This is a genomic window from Streptomyces sp. NPDC087422 (assembly GCF_044744145.1).
Lineage (GTDB): Bacteria > Actinomycetota > Actinomycetes > Streptomycetales > Streptomycetaceae > Actinacidiphila.
Genome location: NZ_JBIUXT010000005.1, coordinates 128,542 through 146,443 on the forward strand (window position 1 = coordinate 128,542; position 17,902 = coordinate 146,443).

General features: G+C 71.2%; 14 protein-coding genes and 1 pseudogene. 10 read left to right on the forward strand and 5 right to left on the reverse strand.

Annotated features, from left to right (window positions below; translation table 11 throughout):
- Window positions 1-58 precede the first annotated feature (58 nt).
- From ACIO6U_RS17650 to ACIO6U_RS17670, 5 genes are all read right to left on the reverse strand, one after another.
- Window positions 59-1,792, reverse strand: a complete 1,734-nt coding sequence (locus tag ACIO6U_RS17650) for a dipeptide ABC transporter ATP-binding protein (RefSeq protein ID WP_401719958.1) — start codon at window positions 1,790-1,792, stop codon at window positions 59-61.
- Complete coding sequence (locus ACIO6U_RS17655) at window positions 1,789-2,709, reverse strand: ABC transporter permease (protein WP_355335483.1); 921 nt, start codon at window positions 2,707-2,709, stop codon at window positions 1,789-1,791. Before ACIO6U_RS17655 ends, ACIO6U_RS17650 begins: the two co-directional genes overlap by 4 nt.
- On the reverse strand, window positions 2,706-3,662 hold the full coding sequence (locus ACIO6U_RS17660; RefSeq protein WP_355335481.1) for an ABC transporter permease: 957 nt from the start codon (window positions 3,660-3,662) through the stop codon (window positions 2,706-2,708). Before ACIO6U_RS17660 ends, ACIO6U_RS17655 begins: the two co-directional genes overlap by 4 nt.
- Before the next feature lie 12 nt (window positions 3,663-3,674).
- Window positions 3,675-5,291: an ABC transporter substrate-binding protein gene (locus ACIO6U_RS17665; RefSeq protein WP_401719962.1), complete on the reverse strand. Its 1,617-nt coding sequence runs from the start codon at window positions 5,289-5,291 to the stop codon at window positions 3,675-3,677.
- 105 nt (window positions 5,292-5,396) lie between these two features.
- Complete coding sequence (locus ACIO6U_RS17670) at window positions 5,397-6,083, reverse strand: response regulator transcription factor (RefSeq protein WP_355335477.1); 687 nt, start codon at window positions 6,081-6,083, stop codon at window positions 5,397-5,399.
- Window positions 6,084-6,484: 401 nt separating this feature from the next.
- Between ACIO6U_RS17670 and ACIO6U_RS17675 the strand changes: the two genes are divergently transcribed.
- The 10 genes and pseudogenes from ACIO6U_RS17675 (at window position 6,485) to ACIO6U_RS17720 (ending at window position 17,873) form a co-directional block, all read left to right on the forward strand.
- Window positions 6,485-7,969 (forward strand): FAD-dependent monooxygenase, encoded by a 1,485-nt coding sequence (locus ACIO6U_RS17675; RefSeq protein WP_401719966.1) that lies wholly within the window; start codon window positions 6,485-6,487, stop codon window positions 7,967-7,969.
- A gap of 2 nt (window positions 7,970-7,971) precedes the next feature.
- Window positions 7,972-8,298, forward strand: a complete 327-nt coding sequence (locus ACIO6U_RS17680; RefSeq protein ID WP_355335472.1) for a TcmI family type II polyketide cyclase — start codon at window positions 7,972-7,974, stop codon at window positions 8,296-8,298.
- Window positions 8,295-9,575: a beta-ketoacyl-[acyl-carrier-protein] synthase family protein gene (locus ACIO6U_RS17685; protein ID WP_401719970.1), complete on the forward strand. Its 1,281-nt coding sequence runs from the start codon at window positions 8,295-8,297 to the stop codon at window positions 9,573-9,575. The genes ACIO6U_RS17680 and ACIO6U_RS17685 overlap by 4 nt, the downstream gene beginning before the upstream one ends.
- Window positions 9,572-10,792 carry a ketosynthase chain-length factor gene (locus ACIO6U_RS17690; protein ID WP_355335468.1) on the forward strand — a complete coding sequence of 407 codons (1,221 nt, stop codon included), beginning with the start codon at window positions 9,572-9,574 and terminating at the stop codon, window positions 10,790-10,792. Before ACIO6U_RS17685 ends, ACIO6U_RS17690 begins: the two co-directional genes overlap by 4 nt.
- Before the next feature lie 179 nt (window positions 10,793-10,971).
- A complete protein-coding gene (locus ACIO6U_RS17695; RefSeq protein WP_355335466.1) occupies window positions 10,972-11,244 on the forward strand; it encodes an acyl carrier protein in 273 nt (90 codons plus the stop codon).
- Between the two features lie 11 nt (window positions 11,245-11,255).
- Window positions 11,256-12,041 (forward strand): 3-oxoacyl-ACP reductase FabG, encoded by a 786-nt coding sequence (gene fabG / locus ACIO6U_RS17700; RefSeq protein WP_355335464.1) that lies wholly within the window; start codon window positions 11,256-11,258, stop codon window positions 12,039-12,041.
- Window positions 12,042-12,194: 153 nt separating this feature from the next.
- Window positions 12,195-13,133: an aromatase/cyclase gene (locus ACIO6U_RS17705; RefSeq protein ID WP_355335462.1), complete on the forward strand. Its 939-nt coding sequence runs from the start codon at window positions 12,195-12,197 to the stop codon at window positions 13,131-13,133.
- Window positions 13,134-13,135: 2 nt separating this feature from the next.
- Window positions 13,136-15,273 (forward strand): annotated as a pseudogene (locus ACIO6U_RS17710) (SDR family oxidoreductase).
- 55 nt (window positions 15,274-15,328) lie between these two features.
- Window positions 15,329-16,897 (forward strand): carboxyl transferase domain-containing protein, encoded by a 1,569-nt coding sequence (locus ACIO6U_RS17715; RefSeq protein ID WP_391051274.1) that lies wholly within the window; start codon window positions 15,329-15,331, stop codon window positions 16,895-16,897.
- A 13-nt stretch (window positions 16,898-16,910) separates the two neighbouring features.
- Window positions 16,911-17,873 carry an LLM class flavin-dependent oxidoreductase gene (locus ACIO6U_RS17720; protein WP_391051276.1) on the forward strand — a complete coding sequence of 321 codons (963 nt, stop codon included), beginning with the start codon at window positions 16,911-16,913 and terminating at the stop codon, window positions 17,871-17,873.
- Window positions 17,874-17,902: the final 29 nt, after the last annotated feature.

Here is a 17,902-nt window from a genome sequence, read left to right on the forward strand (position 1 = left end):
CCGCGCCAATGTCCGTGCCCGGCCCGCGACGAACCGCGGGCCGGGCACGGACGACCGGTCACCGGACGAGGCTGCCCGGCACGGAGGCCAGCAGTTCCCGTGTGTACGGGTGGGAGGGCGCGGCGAAGACCTCCTTCACCGTGCCGCTCTCGACGAGCCGTCCCGCCCGCATCACGCCGACCCGTGAGGCGATCTGGCGGACGACGGCCAGATCGTGCGAGATGAAGAGATAGCTGAGACCGAGCTGGTCCTGGAGACCGGCGAGCAGATCCAGGATCTGCGCCTGCGACGACACGTCGAGCGCGGAGACGGGCTCGTCGCAGACCACCAGATCCGGGTCCAGTGCCAGCGCGCGGGCGATCGCGACCCGCTGGCGCTGACCGCCGGACAGCTCGGAGGCGCGGCGGCCCAGGAACGCGGCGGGCAGCCGGACCAGGTCCAGCAGATCCGCCGCCCGCCTGGCGCGCTCGGCGCGGGAGCCGATCCGGAAGGCCCGCAGCGGCTCGCAGACGATCTCCGCGACGGACATCCGGGGGGACAGCGAGGCGTACGGACTCTGCTGGACGATCTGCATACGGCGGCGCAGTCGGCGCAGCTCACCGCCGTCGAGGCCGGTGATGTCCCGCCCGTCGAAGGTGATCCGCCCGGAGGTCGGCTCGGTGAGCCGTACGAGCATCCGCGCCGTCGTCGACTTGCCCGAGCCCGACTCGCCGACGAGGGCGACGGTCTCGCCCCGGCCGACCCGCAGGCTGACCCCGTCGACGGCCCGTACGCCGAGGCGCCGGTCCCCTCGGCGGCCGGGGTACTCCTTGACCAGGTCCTCGGCCACGACCAGGTCCTCCGCCGCGCCCGGCTCCCCGGCCACGAGCGGCGCTTTCCCCGCGACCGGGCCGGCTCCGTACGCCCGCTCCCGAACGGACCGGAACGCGGCTCGTGACCGGGCCGGAGCCGGTACCGGCGACCGGGCCAGACTCGGGGCCGCCGCGAGCAGGCCGCGGGTGTAGGGGTGCTCCGGTTCTTCGAGCACCTGCCGTACGGGTCCGGTCTCGACGACCTCGCCGCGCGACATGACACTCACCCGGTGCGCCCGGTCCGCCGCGACCCCGAGGTCGTGGGTGATCAGCAAAACCGCGATGCCCCGGTCCCGGGTCAGCGTGTCGATGTGGTCGAGGATCGTCCGCTGGACGGTGACGTCCAGCGCGCTCGTGGGCTCGTCGGCGATGACCAGCCGGGGCCGCGCGGCCAGCGCGATGGCGATCAGCACCCGCTGGCGCATGCCGCCGGACAGCTCGTGCGGGTACTGGCGCGCGACCCGGACCGGGTCGGGCAGTCCCGCCTCGCCGAGCAGGTCGAGGGCCTGCCGGGCCGCCTCCGCCCGGTCGGCGAGCCGGTGGATGAGCAGCGCCTCGGCCACCTGGGACCCGACCCGCCGCACGGGATTGAGCGACAGCATCGGGTCCTGCGGGATCAGGCCGATCTCCCGGCCCCTGAGCCCGCGCAGCCCCGTCTCCCCGGCGCGCGCCACGTCGGCGCCGTCGAAGAGGACGGACCCCGCGTCGAGCGAGCCGCCGCGCGGCAGCAGCCCCGTCACCGCGAGCGCCGCCGTGCTCTTGCCCGAGCCCGACTCGCCGACCAGGGCGACCACTTCGCCCGGCTGGACGGTCAGGTCGACGCCGCGGACGGCGGGCACGGTTCCGGTGCGGGTGCGGTAGGAGATCCGCAGCCCCCGGATGTCGAGCAACGGACCTGCGGACGGCGGGGATGCGCCGTCCGTCGGTGTCGTGTGCGTCATCGGTCCTCCGTGTCTTCGCCGTCGAGGGAGCGGGCGATGCGATTGGCGGCGAGCACGGTGGCCGCGATCACCAGCCCCGGCAAGGTGGTGAGCCACCAGGCCGTGGCGAGGTAATTGCGGCCGTCCGAGACCAGCGAGCCCCACTCCGGCGCCGGGGGCTGCGCGCCGTAGCCGAGGAACGACAGCGAGGACACCTGGAGGATGACCGCGCCGAAGTCGATGGCCGCGTAGACCAGTACGGGACCGGCCGCGTTCGGCAGCACGTGCCGCCACAGCACCGCGGGCCATCGGGTGCCCGAGGCCCGCGCCGCCTCCACATAGCCGGACCCCGCGACCTTCAGCACCTCGGCGCGCATGATCCTGGTGAAGGTCGACACGCTGGTCACCCCCACGGCGAGGGCCACCTTGACAGTGCCGAATCCCAGCGCCGTCACCAGCGCGAGCGAGAGCAGCAGGCCGGGGATGGACAGCAGGACGTCGGTGAGCCGCATCAGCGTGTCGTCCACGACCCCGCCGAGGTAGCCGGCGAGCAGCCCCGCCAGCGACCCGACGACGAGTCCGACCAGTACGGCAAGCCCGCTCGCCTGGAGGGTGAGCAGGGCGCCGTGCACGACACGGGCGAAGACGTCGCGGCCCAACTGGTCGGTGCCGAAGAGGTGTTCCGCGCTCGGCGCCGCGAGCTTGTCCCGCGGCGCCGCGGCCAGCGGATCGCGGGAGGTGAGCAGCCGGGGGAAGAACGCGGTCGGCAGCAGCACCGCGATCAGCAGCGCCGACAGCAGCAGCCCCGGCCGCGTCAGCCAGAACCGCGCGTACCGGCGGAGCCGGGACCGCGGGTGCGGCGACCGCGCGGGCTCGGCGCGGGTCAGGTCCGCGCCCGGCCCCGCCGTGTCCGCGTCCGGGAGGCTCAGTTCGGTCATGTCCGCACCGTCGGCTTCGTCGTCGCGGTGATCCGCGGGTCCAGCAGGGGCAGGAGCAGGTCGACGGCGAGAGTCGTCAGGACGAACGTGACGGCGCCGAGGACGACGACGCCCTGGACGACCGGGATGTCCTGGGCCGTCACCGCCGCGGCCGTCTCACGTCCTATCCCGGCACGGGCGAATACGGTCTCCACGACCACCGCCCCGGCCAGGAGATTGCCGATCATGATGCCGACCAGGGTCAGCGGGGCGATCGACGCGTTGCGCAGGGCATGTCCGAACAGCACCCGCCGCCGGTTCGCCCCCTTGGCCAGGGCCGTCTGGACGTACGGCTCCGCCAGTGCCGTGCGCAGACTCTTGGCGAGAACCTGCGCGATGAGCGCGGCACCGGGCAGCGCGAGCGTGACCGACGGGAGGACCAGGGAGTCGAAGCCCTCGTCGCCGAAGGCCGGGAAGACATGCCAGCGGAACGAGAACAACTGGACCAGCACCAGCCCCACCCAGAAGGTCGGCGCCGACACCCCCAACGCCGGTAAGGAGAGCAGGAGCTGGCGCAGCGGCCCGCTCCGCGTCCAACTGGCCAGCAGCGCCACGGCGCTGCCCAGCACCAGGGCCAGCAGCAGCGCGCTAGCGGCCAGTTGGACGGTGGTCGGGAGGTCGTGGGAGAGCAGCCGGGTCACCGGGACACCGTTCTGCACCGACCGCCCCAGATCACCGTGCAGGGCATGGAGCAGCCTGGTGCCGTACTGCTCGGCCAACGGCTGGTCCAGGCCGTACTGGTGGCGCAGTGCCTCGGTCTGCGCCGGGGTGACCGTACTGGCGTCACCGCCGCCCGCCGCCATGATCGTCGCCGGGTCGCTGGGCAGCAGGTACAGCACACCGAAGGACACCGTGTAGGCGGCCCACAGCACGAACACGGCCTGGAGCAGCCGCCGTAGGAGATAGGTCCTCATCGTCGCCTTCGTTCAGGAGAGCCAGGCGTCGTGGAACTGCGCCTGGGACGACGAGCCGAGGGTGATGTCGTGCACCTTGCCGCTGAGCGCGTACACGCTGGTCATCTCGAACACCGGTATCTGGTAAGCCTGTTCGAGCACGCGGCGCTGCGCCGAGGCGACGATGGCGGCGCGCTTGGCGGGGTCGGCCGCGGCGGCCTGGGTGTCGAGCAGGGTCTGCAACTCGGGGTCGTCGATGTGCGAGAGGTTGAGCAGCTTGCTGGAGAAGGCGGTGCGCAGGATGTCCGGGTCGGCCCTGGTGCCGTTGCCCCAGGACAGGTCGTAGTCGCCGCTCTTCTGGGCGACCTGGTAGTCGGCGATGCTCAGCACCTTGAGGGTGAGGCCGATGCCGGCCTTCTTCACCTGCTGCTGCACGAGTTCCAGGACGGACTGGTTGGGGCCGAAGTTGGGCGCGAGAATGACCTTGAGGTCGAGCTTCGCGCCGTTCTTCACGCGGATGCCGCCGGGCCCCGGCTTCCAGCCCGCCGCGTCCAGGATCCGCCCCGCGGCGGCCGGGTCGTGGGCGAGGAGCTTGGAGTTGTCCTGGTAGCCGTCGGTGGTGCTGGACAGCGAGCTGGTGGCCGGGTGGTAACTGCCGCTGAGGACGGTGTCGACGACCTCCTTGCGGTCGATGGCGACCTCCAGCGCCCGGCGTACCGCGATGTCGCCCGCCTGGGGCCGCGAGGTGTTGACGCTGAGCGCGACCGGAACGCCGGGGTTGGAACGGGACAGCAGCTTCGCGCCCTGGCCGGTGACGCCCGCCTCGTCCTGCGGCGCGACCCCGGCGATGGCGTCGACCTGCCCGGATTCCAGGCTGCCGGTGCGCACGCCCGACTCCGGTACGACCTTGAAGGTGATCTTGTCCAGGTAGGCGGGGCCGCTGTGCTTCCACAGGGCCGAGCCCCCGGTGTAGTCGGCGCGCCGGTTGAGTTCCACCGAGCGTCCCGGGGTGTAGCTCGCCAGGGTGAAGGGGCCCGAGCCGATCAGCGGCCCCGCGCACAGCTTCTCGGCGCTGACCTTCAGGCTCGCGGGGGCCAGCAGGCCGAGCGTGGTGGTGGAAGTGGCCTGGAGGAACTGGGCGTTGGGGTGGTCGAAGGTGACCTTCGCGGTGTGCGCGTCGATGACCTCGGTACTCCGGTAGCCGCTGAGGTAGCCGGAGCCGAAGATCGACTTCGCCCCGAGCTTCACCACGGCGTCGAAGTTGGCCTTCACGGCGTTCGCGTCCACCGGGCTGCCGTCACTGAAGGTCGCGCCGTCGCGCAGATGGAAGGTGAACGCCGAGGCGTCCGGGCTCACGTCCCAGGAGGTGGCGAGCCAGGGGGCGATCTTCCCGGTCGCCGCGTCCTGGTCGGTGAGCGAGTCCACCAGCCCGCGCGCGGCGTAGACCGCGTCGTTGGTGGCCGCCTGGTGCGGGTCGACGCAGATCGGGTCCGAGCCCAGCGCGAAGGTCAGATGACCGCCCGCGTGGGGCTTGGCCGTCTTCCCGTCGGTCGACGGGGACGTGGAGTCCGACGACGAGCAGGCCGCCAGCGTCAGGGACAGGACGACGGCCGTGGCGAGCAGGTGGGCTTGGTGGCGTGAGCCGGGCATGATGCAGGGCCTTCCAGGCGAGATGTACCGGACACAAGTTCCGGGGTGCGAGATACCGGAACGGGTGTTCCGGCGGTGAAGTGAGGTGGGGGCGGCGGGAGTCGTTCAGCCGTGTCCCATCCGGAACCCGATCCCGCGGAGCGTGACGACCCAGCTCGGGTCGCCCAACTTCTTCCGCAGCGCGCTGACATGGGTGTCGATGGTGCGGCTCGCCCGCGCGCTCAGCGGGCGGCCGTCGTGCTGATAGCCCCACACGTCGGCCATCAACTGCGTACGGGTGAAGACCGTCTGCGGCTGTGACGCGAGTTGGAGGAGAAGGCAGAACTCGATCCGGGTGAGCCTGATGAGCCGGCCGTTCACCCGGACCTCCCGGGTGTCCGGGTCGACGCACAGCGAGCCGATCATGATCGGCTGCGACCGGACGGCGGCCGAGAGTTGCGGTCCTGAACGCCGCAGGACGGCCTCGATACGCGCGTGGAGTTCGCGGTATCCGAAAGGCTTGGCCATGCAGTCGTCGCAACCGGCCTGTAAGCACAGGATCCGGTCGAGTTCGGTGTCGGGGTCGGTGAAGGCGATGATCGGTATGTCGCTCGCCGACCGGAGCAATCGGCACACTTCGAGACCGTCCATGTCGGGCAGCGCCAGGTCGATGAGGAAGAAATCGAACTTGGAGTACTTCTCCAGCGCCTCCGCACCGGTGCCGCACTGCTCGATGTCGAATCCGTGCCGCTGCAACTCGGTACTCAGGCTGCCGACCCCAATCGTGTCGGAATCCGCTACCAGCACCCGCATGACTTTCCAACCTCGATGGGGATCGCTCAAATTTCTTTGGCAGATTAGCGGCCGCCGGGCCCGCTTTGAAGATCCGGCGGGACATTTCATACTCCTGCAAGGTTCCCGCAACTATCCGGCGCATACGCGCAGTTGGGGCGGAGCGCCCGGTCGTGCTCGGTCAAGAAACCTGTACATCCCTTGACGGTTTCTTATGAATCGCCGTCGAGCGGTGTGGCGCCTGACGTCGGCTTCATGGTCGGAGTGTCAGGAACCTGAAGACACGGTTTGACGTTCCTCTGACGGTCATTTTCAGATACCCTTTAGATTTTTGCTTGAATTCTGGGCAGGGCGTGACGGACGATATTTGCGTCCAACGGAAACCCGGCGGACGCGATTGCCCTTTCAGATGGGAGAGGTGTATGAGCGCTTCGGTCATCATTGCGGGAGCCGGACCGGCCGGGCTCGTACTCGCCGGGGAACTGCGGCTGGCCGGTATTGACGTCATTGTTTTGGAGCGCCTTTCCGGACCCACCGCGGAATCACGCGGAATAGGATTGGCGATTCGAACAGTCGAGACTTTCGCCCAGCGCGGACTGCTCCGCCGCTTCGGTGAGCTCACGACCAGCGAGCAGGGCCACTTCGGCGGGGTCCCGCTGGACCTCGGCGTGCTCGACGGCCCGTACCGCAGCGCCAAGACCGTGCCCCAGTCCGTCACCGAGACCGTTCTGCAGAACTGGGCGCTCGAACTCGGCGCCGAGATCCGCCGCGGTCACGAGGTCCGCTCCTACCAGGAGGAAGACGCGTCCGTCGCCGTACGCGTCGGCACCCCGGACGGGGAGCGGACACTGCGGGCGGACTACCTGATCGGCGCCGACGGCGGGCGCAGCACCGTCCGCAAGGCCGGCGGCTTCGACTTCCCCGGCACCGCGGGCGCCACCGAACTGCTGCTCGCGGACATCCGCGGCATCGACGTGGCGCCCCGTATGACCGGTGAACTGTCGGCCGGCGGCATGGTGATGTCCGCCCCGCTGGCGGGCGGCGTGCACCGCATCATCGTCGGCGAGCGCGGCACACCGCCGCGCAGGCGGAGCGGCCCGCCGCTCTTCCACGAGGTCGCCGACACCTGGAAGCGGCTCACCGGGGACGACATCTCCGGCGCGGAGCCGGTGTGGATCAGCGCCTTCACCGACGCCGCACGCCAGGTCTCCGACTACCGCAGGGGCCGGGTCCTGCTGACCGGCGACGCCGCCCACATCCACTTCCCCGCAGGCGGCCAGGGCATGAACACCAGCATCCAGGACTCGGTGAACCTCGGCTGGAAACTCGCGGCGGTCCTGCGCGGCACCGCGCCGCAATCCCTGCTCGACACGTACCACACCGAACGGCACGAGGTCGGCAGGCAGTTGCTCGCCAACACCGGCGCGCAGAGCCAGTTGATCCTCGGCGGCAAGGAGGCGCAGCCGCTGCGCGATGTGCTCGCCGAGCTGACCGCGTACCAGGACGTGACCCGCCATCTCGCGGCGCAGGTCAGCGGGTTGGCGATCCGGTACGACGTGGGACCCGGCCCCAATCCGCTCCTCGGGGCGCGGATGCCGCATGTGGAACTCAGCGTGCGGGGCCGCCCGACCAGCAGCACCGCGCTGCTGCACGCCGGCCGCGGCGTCCTGCTCGACCTGGCCGACAACCCGCACGTGCGCCGCCGCGCCGCCGACTGGCGCGAGCGGATCGACATCGTCACCGCCGTCCTGCGCGGCGACGGACCCGATCCGCTCGACGGCACCACCGCGGTGCTGATCCGCCCCGACGGCTATGTGGCGTGGGCCGGACCCGGCAGCCACTACGACCTTCCGGCGGCACTGGACCGCTGGTTCGGTCCCGCCCGACTCGATTCGCGAGAGAGGTAGAGATGCACAGCACACTGATCGTCGCCCGAATGAACCTGGGCTCGGCCGAGGAGGTCGCCCGGATATTCGGCGCCTTCGACGGGACCGACATGCCGCATCTGATGGGCACGCGCCGCCGTGAGCTGTTCTCGTACCGCGGTCTGTACTTCCACCTCCAGGATTTCGACGCCGAGAACGGTGGCGAGCGCATCGAGACCGCCAAGAACGACCCCCGGTTCATCCGGATCAGCGACGACCTCAAGCCGCACATCGAGGCGTACGACCCCGCCACCTGGCGCTCGCCGGCCGACGCGATGGCCCAGCGCTTCTACCACTGGAGCGCTTCGTGAGCAGGTCGACCGGCCGCCGCGTCGTGATCACCGGAGTCGGTGTCACGGCCCCCGGCGGCATCGGGGTCAAGGACTTCTGGCAACTGCTGGCCGACGGACGCACCGCGACCCGCAGGATCTCGTTCTTCGACCCGGCGCCGTTCCGCTCCCAGATCGCCGCCGAGGCGGACTTCGACGCCGAACTGTCCGGGCTCACCCCGCAGGAGATCCGCCGGATGGACCGCGCCGCGCAGTTCGCGGTGGTCACCGCCCGCGAGGCGGTCGCCGACAGCGGACTGGACTTCGACTCCGTCGACCCGCACCGCGTGGGCGTGACCATCGGCAGCGCCGTCGGCGCCACCACCGGCCTCGACCAGGAGTACCGCGCGGTCAGCGACGGCGGACGGCTGGACCTGGTCGACCACGAGTACGCGGTCCCGCACCTCTACAACTTCCTGGTCCCCAGTTCCTTCGCGACCGAGGTCGCCTGGGCCGTGGGCGCGGAGGGGCCCGGCACGGTGGTCTCCACCGGCTGCACCTCCGGCCTCGACGCCGTCGGCTACGCGACCGACCTGATCCGCGACGGGGCGGCAGACGTGGTCGTGGCCGGGGCGAGCGACGCCCCGATCTCGCCCATCACCGTCGCCTGCTTCGACGCGATCAAGGCCACCACGGCGCGCAACGACGACCCGGAGCACGCCTCCCGCCCGTTCGACGCCAGCCGCACCGGCTTCGTACTCGGCGAAGGGGCGGCCGTGTTCGTCCTGGAGGAGTTGGAGAGCGCGCGCCGCAGGGGCGCCCACATCTACGCCGAGGTCGCCGGTTACGCGACCCGGTCCAACGCCTTCCACATGACCGGACTGCGCCCGGACGGCGCGGAGATGGCCGAGGCGATCCGGGTGGCGCTCGACGAGGCCAGGATCGATCCGCAGAACATCGACTACATCAACGCGCACGGCTCCGGCACCAAGCAGAACGACCGCCACGAGACCGCCGCCTTCAAGCGCAGCCTCGGGGACCACGCCTACCGGACGCCGGTCAGCTCCATCAAGTCGATGGTGGGCCACTCGCTCGGCGCCATCGGCTCGATCGAGATCGCGGCCTCCGTGCTGGCGATGGAGCACAGCGTCGTACCGCCCACCGCCAATCTGCACCACCCGGACCCGGAGTGCGACCTCGACTACGTGCCGCTGACCGCGCGCGACTGGCGTACGGACACGGTGCTGTCGGTCGGCAGCGGCTTCGGCGGCTTCCAGAGCGCGGTAGTGCTCGCCCGACCGGATCGGAGCGCTCGATGAACGCCCACCCCGTGGTGACCGGACTCGGTGTCGTCGCGCCCAACGGCCTCGGCGTCGAGGAGTACTGGGCCGCCACCCTCGAAGGACGCAGCGGCATCGGACGGATCACCCGCTTCGACCCCTCGGACTACCCGTCGCGGCTCGCCGGTGAGATCGGCGGCTTCGACGCCCGCGAGCACCTGCCCAGCAGGCTGCTGCCGCAGACCGACCGAATGACCCAGTTGGCCCTGGTGGGCGCGGACTGGTCGCTGAAGGACGCCGGGATCGACGCCGACGACCTGCCCGCCTACGCGGCCGGGGTGATCACCGCCAGCCACTCCGGCGGCTTCGAGTTCGGCCAGAACGAACTCAAGGCCCTGTGGAGCAAGGGCGGCCGGTACGTCTCCGCCTACCAGTCCTTCGCCTGGTTCTACGCCGTCAACAGCGGGCAGATCTCCATCCGCCACGGACTGCGCGGCCCCAGCAGCGTGGTCGTCAGCGACCAGGCCGGCGGCCTGGACGCGCTCGCCCAGGCCAGGCGCCAGATCCGCAAGGGGACGTCGGTCGTGGTGGCCGGCGCCGTCGACGCGTCGATCTGCTCCTGGGGGTGGGTGGCCCAACTGGCCGGCGGACGGCTGGCCACCGGGGACGACGCCGAGCGCGCCTACCTGCCCTTCGACGCGTCCGCCCGCGGCCATGTGCCCGGCGAGGGCGGCGCGTTGCTGGTCGTCGAGGACGCCGAGCACGCGCGGGCCCGAGGCGCCGGGAACATCTACGGCGAACTCGTCGGCCACGCCGCCACCATGGATCCCCGGCCGGGCAGCGGCCGGGCGCCCGGCATCGAACGGGCCATCGAGGAAGCGCTGTTGGACGCGGGCACCGGCCCCGACGAGGTGGACGTGGTCTTCGCGGACGCCGCCGCGATCCCCGAACTCGACCGTATCGAGGCCGAGGCCATCACCAAGACCTTCGGCCCGCACGGGGTCCCGGTGACCGCGCCCAAGACCATGACCGGCCGCCTCTACTCCGGCGCCGCGCCGCTGGACGTCGCCGCCGCGCTGCTGAGCATCCGCGACGGCGTGATCCCGCCGACCATCGGCACGGCCCTGGCCGACCGGTACGACATCGACCTGGTGGTCGGCGCCCCCCGCCCCGCGCCCGTACGCACCGCCCTGGTGCTCGCCCGCGGCCAGGGCGGATTCAACTCGGCCCTCGTCGTACGCGCCGCCGACCGCTGAACCCACCCGGCGCCGACGGTTGTTGTCGCCCGCCCACGACGGCTGAAGCCACCTGCCGCCGACCGCTGTAGTCACCCGCCGCCGACCGCTGAGGCCGCCCGCCGCCGGAACCACCGGCCACCGCGGGCTCCGGCCTTCGCGCGCCCCGGCCACCATCCCCACCACGAAAGGCACCGGACATGTCCACCACCAGCCCGTTCACCCTCGACGACCTCCGCCGCATCCTGCTGGAGGCCGCGGGCGAAGAGGAGGGCGTCGACCTGAGCGGCGACATCATCGACACCGAGTTCCAGGCGCTCGGCTACGAGTCGCTCGCCCTGCTGGAGACCGGCAGCCGGATCGAGCGCGAGTACGACATCTCGCTCGACGACTCCGCCCTGACCGACGCGGTCACACCGCGCGGCCTCATCGACGCCGTCAACTCGCAGCTCTCCGCTGCCCCGAGCGTCTGAGGAGACGGCACATGTCGCAGAACACGGAGCGGGTCGCCCTGGTGACGGGCGCGACCAGCGGTATCGGCCTGGCGGTCGCCCGCCTGCTGGCCGGCCAGCGGCACCGGGTCTTCATCGGCGCCCGCAACGCCGACAACGTCGCGGCCACCGTCAAGGAACTGCGCGCCGAGGGGCTGGAGGTCGACGGCGCGGTCGTCGACATCCGCAGCGACGAGGAGGTCAGGTCGTTCGTCCAGGCGGCCGTCGACCGCTTCGGCACCATCGACGTGCTCGTCAACAACGCGGGCCGCAGTGGCGGCGGAGTGACCGCCGACATCACCGACGAGCTGTGGTACGACGTGATCGAGACCAACCTGAACAGCGTCTTCCGGGTCACCCGTGAGGTGCTGAACACGGGCGGTCTGCGCGACAAGAGCCGCGGCCGGATCATCAACATCGCCTCCACCGCGGGGAAGCAGGGCGTGGTGCTCGGCGCCCCGTACTCCGCCTCCAAGCACGGCGTCGTCGGTTTCACCAAGGCCCTGGGCAACGAGCTGGCGCCGACCGGGATCACGGTCAACGCGGTCTGCCCCGGCTACGTCGAGACGCCGATGGCCGCGCGGGTCCGGCAGGGCTACGCGGCGGCCTACGACACGAGCGAGGACGCGATCCTCCAGAAGTTCCAGTCCAAGATCCCGCTCGGCCGCTACTCCTCGCCCGAGGAAGTGGCGGGACTGGTCGGCTATCTCGCCTCCGACACCGCCGCCTCCATCACCTCGCAGGCGCTCAACGTGTGCGGCGGCCTCGGCAACTTCTGAGCCCTCGCCGATCTCCGGCCGATCTCCGGCCGATCCCGTTTGCCCTTTGCCCGACCCCTGACCGACCGCTGCCCGACCCCTGACCGGCCCCTGACCGACCGCGGACGACCGCCCGGTCCCGCGGTCCTTTCCACCACCGATCGGAGCTGTGACATGACGACCCGTGAGGTCGAACACGAGATCACCGTGCGGGCCCCCGCCGCCGACGTCTACCGGCTGCTCGCCGAGGTCGAGAACTGGCCCCGGCTGTTCCCGCCGTCCGTCTACGTCGACTACCTCGAACGCGACGGGAACGAGGAGCGCATCCGGATCTGGGCCACCGCCAACGGCGAGGCGAAGAACTGGAGTTCGCGGCGGACGCTGGACCCGGAGGCCCTGCGTATCCGCTTCTGGCAGGAGGTCTCGGCGCCCCCGGTGGCCGAGATGACCGGCACCTGGATCATCGAGCGGCTGGGGGAGCGGGAGTCGCGGGTACGGCTGCTGCACAGCTACCGCGCGATCGACGACGACCCCGAGGGTCTGCGATGGATCGACGAGGCGGTTGACCGCAACAGCCGGGCCGAACTGCCGGGCCTGAAGACCAACTTGGAGCTGTCGGCGCAGGACGCAGGGCTGAGCCTGTCCTTCGAGGACAGCGTGCGGGTCGAGGGCGCGGCCAAGGACGTCTTCGACTTCGTGAACGAGGCCCACCTGTGGACCGAGCGGCTGCCGCACGTCGCCAAGGTCGAACTCACCGAGGACACCCCGGGCCTCCAGACCCTGCGGATGGACACGCTCACCAAGGACGGCTCGACCCACACCACCGAGTCGGTCCGGGTCTGCTTCCCCCACCACAAGATCGCCTACAAGCAGACCACGCTGCCCGCGCTGCTCGACCTGCACACCGGCTACTGGACCTTCGAGGAGGGCGAGGACGGGGTCACCACCGCCACCTCACAGCACACCGTCGTGCTCAACGCCGAGAACATCGGCAAGGTGCTCGGCCCCGAGGCGGGGGTGGAGGAGGCGCGCCGGTTCATCCGTGAGGCGCTCGGCAACAACAGCCGGGCCACGCTGAACCACGCCAAGGAGCACGCGGAAGCGCGGCGCTGAGCATGGCGGGCCCACTGGACACCGACGTCGTCGTGGTCGGAGCAGGCCCCGTCGGGCTGCTGCTCGCCGGTGAACTGCGCCTCGGCGGAGCGCGGGTGACCGTGCTGGAGCAGCTCACCGAACCGACCACCGAGTCCCGGGCGTCCACGCTGCACACCCGCACGATGGAGATCCTGGACGAACGCGGGCTGCTGACACGGCTGGGCACGCTGCCCAGCGGCGGCCCCGGGCACTTCGGCGGCCTGCGCCTCGACCTGACCGCGGCGGCTCCCGGCCGCCGCTGGGCCGGGCAGTGGAAGTGCGCCCAGGCGCGTCTGGAGGCCGTGCTGTACGCCTGGGCCACGGAGTTGGGCGCGCGGGTGCTGCGCGGGCACGCGGTGACGGGCCTGCGTTCGCGGACCGACCGGGTGGAGGCCGGGTTCATCCAACTGGGCTCACAACCGGGCGTCCTGACCGCCTCCTACGTGGTCGGCTGCGACGGCGAGCGCAGCACCGTACGGCAGTTGGCCGGATTCGAGGTGGACGGCGGGGACGGCACGCTGGAGATGCTCCGGGCCGACCTCGCGGGCATCGACATCCCCAACCGGCGCTTCGAGCGGCATCCGAACGGGCTCGCCACCGCCTTCCGCTGGCCCGACGGCAGCACGCGGGTGATGGTCCATGTGCACGACGAAGGCAGCGGTCCGTCCGCCGAAGCCGAAGCCGGCACCGGTCCCAGCACCGGCACCGGTCCCAGCACCGGCACCGGAACTGGCACCGGCCCTGGACGGCGGACCGGCGCCCCGAGCCTGGACGAGGTCGTCCGGGCCTGGGCCCTGGTGACCGGCGAGGACATCGGCGCCGGCACCCCGGTCTGGCTCAACGCCTTCGACAACACCACGATCCAGGCCACCCGCTATGTGAAGGGCCGGGTGCTCCTCGCGGGCGACGCGGCCCATGTGCAGATGCCCGTCGGGGGCCAGGCGCTCAACCTCGGCCTCCAGGACGCCGCCGACCTCGGCCGCAAGCTCGCGGAACAGATCGCCAAGGGCGACGGGGGCAGCGAGGACAGCGGCTCGGCCCTGCTGGAGAGCTACCACGACACCCGGCACCGGATCGGCGCCGCGACGCTCACCAACATCCAGGCCCAGGCCCGGCTGCTGCTCGGCGGTCCCGAAGTGGACGGCCTGCGGTCGGTCTTCGGCCAACTGCTGGAGATCGACTCGGCCCGGCGCCATCTGGCCCGCGCGATCAGCGGCCTCGGCGCCGCCGCCCCCGACCCCGCCGAACCCGGTCCGGCCGACCCCGACCCCGACCCCGTCGACCCCGACCCGTCCGGCCCCGCGGCACCACACCAGACCACCACAGATGACGTCACCCCAGGAGAGGCATCATGAGCAGGCTCATCGGCAAGACGGCGCTCGTCACCGGCTCCAGCCGCGGCATCGGCCGCGCCATCGCCGTACGGCTGGCCAGGGAGGGCGCGCTGGTCGCCGTGCACTACGCCGCCAACGAGGCGGCGGCCCAGGAGACCGTCGAACTCATCGAGAAGGACGGCGGCCAGGCGTTCACCGTCCGCGCGGAGTTGGGCGCGCCCGGCGATGTGCACGAACTCTTCCTCGGCCTGGAGAAGGGCCTCAAGGAGCGGTCCGGCGGCACCACCCTCGACATCCTGGTGAACAACGCCGGTGCGACCAGCGCGAGCGGCATCGCCCCCGAGGACGTGACCCCGGAGCAACTCGACCTGTTCTTCGCGGTGAACGCCAAGGCCCCGTACCTCATCGTGCAGCGCGCCCTGGCGCAGATCCCCGAGGGCGGTCGCATCATCAACATCTCGTCCGGCCTGACCCGGGTCGCCAACCCCGACCAGGTCGCGTACGCGATGACCAAGGGCGCGATCGAGCAGCTCACCCTGCACCTCGCCCGCCACCTGGCGCCGCGCGGCATCACCATCAACAGCGTCGCGCCCGGGATCACCGACAACGGCAGCGCCGTCTTCGACATCCCCGAGGCGGTCGAGCAGATGGCTCAGCTCTCGGCCTTCAAGCGGGTCGGCAAGGCCGGTGACGTCGCGGACGTGGTCACCTTCCTCGCCACCGACGAGGCCCGGTGGATCACCGGCGCCTTCATCGACGCCACCGGCGGCACGCTGCTGGGCTGACCGCCCAAGGGGAGCAGGAACCGACCGAATCGAACGGGAGAGGAGGTGGCCCGGCATGCCGACAGACGTCCCGGGAAGCATCGCGGACCGCACGTCCGAACTCGGCGCCCTGAAGGAACGGGTCCGGCAGGGACCCGATCCGCGGGCGACCGAACGACAGCACGCACGCGGCAAGCTCACCGCGCGGGAGCGGATCGAACTGCTCCTGGACAAGGGCAGTTTCACCGAGGTCGAAGGGCTGCGGCGGCACCGCGCCAGCGGCTTCGGCCTGGAGGCGAAGAAGCCGCACACCGACGGTGTGGTCACCGGCTGGGGCACGGTCGAGGGCCGGACGGTCTTCGTGTACGCCCATGACTTCCGGATCTTCGGCGGCGCGCTGGGAGAGGCGCACGCCGAGAAGATCCACAAGATCATGGACCTGGCCATCGCGGCCGGCGCCCCGCTGGTCTCGCTCAACGACGGCGCGGGCGCCCGTATCCAGGAGGGCGTCTCGGCGCTCGCCGGTTACGGCGGGATCTTCCGGCGCAACACCAGCGCCTCCGGGGTGATCCCGCAGATCAGCGTGATGCTCGGCCCGTGCGCGGGCGGAGCCGCCTACAGTCCGGCCCTCACCGACCTGGTGTTCATGGTCCGGGAGACCTCGCAGATGTTCATCACCGGCCCGGACGTGGTCCAGGCGGTGACCGGCGAGGAGATCACCCAGAACGGCCTCGGCGGCGCGGACGTGCACGCCGCGACCTCGGGGGTCGCCCACTTCGTCTACGACGACGAGGAGACCTGCCTGGCCGAAGTCCGCTATCTGCTCTCGCTGTTGCCCGCCAACAACCGCGAACTGCCGCCGCGCGCCATCACCGCGGATCCGCCCGACCGCGAGTCCGAGGCACTGCTCGACCTGGTGCCCGCCGACGGCAACCGGTCCTACGACGTCCGGCGGGTGATCGAGGAGATCGTCGACGACGGCGAATTCCTCGAAGTGCACGCCGCGTTCGCGCCCAACCTGGTCTGCGCGCTCGCCCGGCTGGAGGGCCGGGTGGTGGGCCTGGTCGCCAACCAGCCCGCGGCGATGGCGGGCGTACTGGACATCGACTCCAGTGAGAAGGGCGCCCGGTTCGTCCAGTTCTGCGACTCGTTCAACATCCCGCTGGTCACCCTCGTCGATGTCCCCGGCTTCCTGCCCGGCGTCGACCAGGAGCACAACGGCATCATCCGGCGCGGCGCCAAACTGCTCTACGCGTACTGCAACGCCACCGTGCCGCGGGTCTCACTGATCCTGCGCAAGGCGTACGGCGGCGCGTACATCGTCATGGACTCCCGCTCCATCGGCGCCGACCTGGCCTTCGCCTGGCCCACCAACGAGATCGCGGTCATGGGCGCCGAGGGCGCCGCCAACGTGGTCTTCCGGCGCGAGATCGCCGCCGCCGAGGACCCGGCCGCCATGCGCGCCCAGAAGATCGCCGAGTACCGCGACGAGCTGGTCCATCCGTACTACGCGGCCGAACGCGGCCTCGTCGACGACGTGATCGACCCGCGCCTGACGCGGCCGGTGCTCTGCCGCGCCCTGAACATGCTCAGCGCCAAGGGCGCCGACCTGCCGCACCGCAAGCACGGCAACCCACCCCAGTGAAAAGGATCGTGGCATGGACGTCGGACTCCTCTTCGACCTGCGCAACCCCGAGCAGTGGCACCGGCCGTGGGCCGACCACTACGCGCATACTCTGGAACTCTGCGAAGAGGCCGACCAACGCGGTGTCGGCGGCCTGTGGTTCACCGAGCACCACCGCTTCGAGGACGGCTATCTGCCGCAGCCGCTGACCGTCGCGGCGGCCGTCGCCGCGCGCACCCGGCGGGCCCGGATCGGCACCTCGGTGGTGTTGCCCGCGCTGCACCACCCCGTCGACCTCGCCGAACAGGCCGCGCTCGTCGACCTGATCAGCGGCGGCCGGCTCGAACTCGGCCTGGGCGCCGGGTACCGGGTGCCCGAATACGAGCTGTTCGGCGCGGACTTCGGCCGCCGGTTCGCGGGCACCGGCCGCAACATCCGCGAGATCCTGCGCCTGTGGCAGGAGCGGGTGATCTCGCCGCTGCCGATCCAGGACCCGCCGCCGCTGTGGGGCGGCTTCTACGGTCCGCGCGGCGCGAAGCTCGCGGGCGAGCTGGGCATCGGGCTGCTGCACATCTCGCGCCCCATGTTCAAGCACTACCGCAAGGGCCTGGTCGAGGCGGGCCACGACCCGCAGGCGGCCCGGGTCAGCGACCTGATGCCCATCATCCTCGCCGAGGACCCGGAGAAGGCGTGGCACCAGGTCGCGCCGCACCTGGCCCACCAGGTCAACTCCTACCGGCAGTTGTCGGTGGAGGGCCGGGAGAAGTCCGAACCGCTGCTCACCGCCGAGGATCTCCGCGACCCGAACGCCGAGGACACCCGCGGCCTGCTCGACATCCTCACCCCCGAGGACGCGGCCGTCCGGATCAAGGAACTGACCGGTGACCTGCCGGTCAAGCACCTCATCTTCTGGGCGAGCATCGCCGGGATGCCGGACGAGCTGGTCGCCGAGAACATCCGGCTCGTCACCGAGAAGCTGCCCGCGCTGCTGCCGTGAGCCGGACCCGACGCCGAAGCCGACACCGC